Here is a 2,311-nt window from a genome sequence, read left to right on the forward strand (position 1 = left end):
GAACGGGGTTGGGTGCATGGGAGAGGGAAGTAGCCACGCCCATGCGCCTTCCAATGCATTCCGTCACGCGCGCGCGAAAAGCGTCCGGCAGCGGACGCTCGCGGGGCTCACCTCACGGGCAGGGGCCGCAGTCCTGTGCGCAGCTGTCGTACCGGTCGGAGGTGCCACAGTGCTCCGTGGCCTGGCACACGCCGTCCCCACATTGATTCACATTCGCGGGGGACAGCCGCGTGGTGAGGGGGCGGTAGGTGACTCCGCCGAGCGTGCACGTCTCGTAGTAGAGGCCGCTCGCGTCCAGCGTGCAGTGGGACGTGCAGGCGCCCACGTACACCATGGGCGCGCAGGGCACGAGCGTCTCCGTGCCGTCGTGGAGCAGGCCCGCGCAGGCGCGCGAGGTGCTCTCCTGGGGCCCCAGCGGAGCGCGGTCCGCGCCCACGTGGATGCCCTCGGAATTGAAGAGGTTGCCGAAGAAGCACGACTCCTGCCGGGCGTGCGTGGCGAGCTCCTGCGCCGTGTAGGGAATGACGGCCCCCGCGCCGTCCAGGCCGAGGAGGGAGATGAGCAGCTCCGCTCCCATCCGGTTGGCGTGGGCCGCCAGGCACGCGGAGACGACCTGCTGTTCGGCGAGCGTGGCCGCGCTCCCACCGGCCCAGTCCGGCGCCAGTCCCAGGCCGCCCTCCCAGGTGTACGTCTGCTCCAACACGGGGTCCGTGTAGGTGCGCGTCTGCCCCGCGGGCACGGCGCAGCGGACCACGTAGCGCATCGCCATGTCGGCCAGGGAGGGGTCGGCCTGGAACCAGGTGTTGAAGGCCTCCGACGACAGGCCATTGAAGGACAGCCCGTTGAAGGACAGGCCATTGAAGGACAGCCCGTTGAAGGACAGGCCATTGAAGGACAGCCCGTTGAACGACTCCTGTGGCTGCGTCAGCGCGCCGGTCGGGGACGCGGTGTCGGGTGGCAGCGGCTCGCAGCCCGCAATGCCAAACATCGTCAGGGCGAGCAGCGGAAACGTCTTCGGAGACAGTGTCTTTTTCATCGACTCCCCAGTGGGTCCAGGTCGCCGGACGGCTCGCGGTGCGAGTGTCCGGGCGGGGCCACCCCGAGGAGTGCGGGCCGGGTGAAGGGTGGCGGGCGCGAAAAATTGCACCGGGGACGCATGCGGGCAACCCGTACCCACGGGCAATGTATGCAGTCGCAGACAGTCGAGGCGTGCCGGAGGTGGGCACGGGGTTCACACCGGCGGTGCCTCCGGGGGCGAGGGCGCCGTGGCGTTGTGGACGCGTCCGCGCGCGAGCGTCGCGTGCCGGATGCTGTCTGTGTTGAGGCCCGGAGCATGTGCCCGTCACGCATGGGCGGTGTTCGTTCCGCGTGGTGTCATCACCTCCGCGTGGTGTCATCGCAGGAGCGTGCGATGGGTGATGTGTCCTCCAGAAGGTTGGCAGGCTCCTCGGCGGGCATGCTGAGGGCACTGCCCGGTGAGGACGCCCAGCCAGTCCCCGCGACGCCTCCCGAGGGCTCGGTGGCGCTGGTGTTCACCGACGTGCAGGGCTCCACGCGGCTGTGGGAGCGTTGTGGCGCCGGCATGCGTGACGCGCTGGAGGTGCATGACCGCGTCCTGCGCTCCCTGCTGGCCGGCGGCACTGGCTACGAGGTGAAGACACAGGGGGACTCCTTCATGATTGCGTTCCCCTCGGTGATGGAGGCGCTGGCGTGGTGTCTGGAGGCGCAGGACGTGCTGCTGCGCGCGCCCTGGCCGGTGGACCTCCTCTCCCAGCCCGAGGCCGCCGAAGAGGTGGGGCCCGGAGGCCTGTTGTTCCGGGGCCTGCGGGTCCGCATGGGCGTGCACGTGGGCGAGCCGGAGTGCCGCGTGGACGCGCGCACCGGCCGGACGGACTACCTGGGCCGCATGGTGAACGTGGCGGCGCGCGTGGCGGCCGCGGGCCATGGCGGTCAGGTCCTGGTGAGTGGCGGCGCCTGGGCGCAGGCCGCGCAGGTGCTGGAGGCGCTGGGCCGGCCCGCGGTGCGTCCCCTGGGCGCGTTCCGGCTGAAGGGCATTGATGATGCCGTGGCTTTGGTGGAGGTGCTGCCCGCGCACCTGTCGGAGCGGCGCTTCGGCGTTCCACGTGCGCCCAGAGACAGACAGGGGAATGTGCCCGTGCTCCAAGCCGGACTGGTGGGGCGGAGCATGGAGCTCGGGTGGCTCCGCCGCGAGTTCGCGGACGGCACGCGGCTCGTCACGCTGCTGGGGCCCGGCGGCATGGGAAAGACGCGGCTGGCCACGTCCTTTGGCGCGCTGGAGCTGGAGTCGGGG

Annotated in this window: 2 protein-coding genes; one reads left to right on the plus strand and one right to left on the minus strand. The window is 70.9% G+C overall.

The features are described from left to right. Window positions 1–112 precede the first annotated feature (112 nt). The gene (locus G4D87_RS36840; RefSeq protein ID WP_240358913.1) at window positions 113–1,036 is read right to left on the minus strand and encodes a hypothetical protein; all 924 of its coding nucleotides are present in this window, start codon (window positions 1,034–1,036) and stop codon (window positions 113–115) included. 420 nt (window positions 1,037–1,456) lie between these two features. On the opposite strand from G4D87_RS36840, the gene G4D87_RS36845 reads away from it, so the two are divergent. Further along, a partial coding sequence (locus G4D87_RS36845) for an adenylate/guanylate cyclase domain-containing protein (RefSeq protein WP_275902330.1) occupies window positions 1,457–2,311 on the plus strand: 855 nt, incomplete at its 3' end.

Source organism: Myxococcus vastator (assembly GCF_010894475.1).
Taxonomy (GTDB): domain Bacteria; phylum Myxococcota; class Myxococcia; order Myxococcales; family Myxococcaceae; genus Myxococcus; species Myxococcus vastator.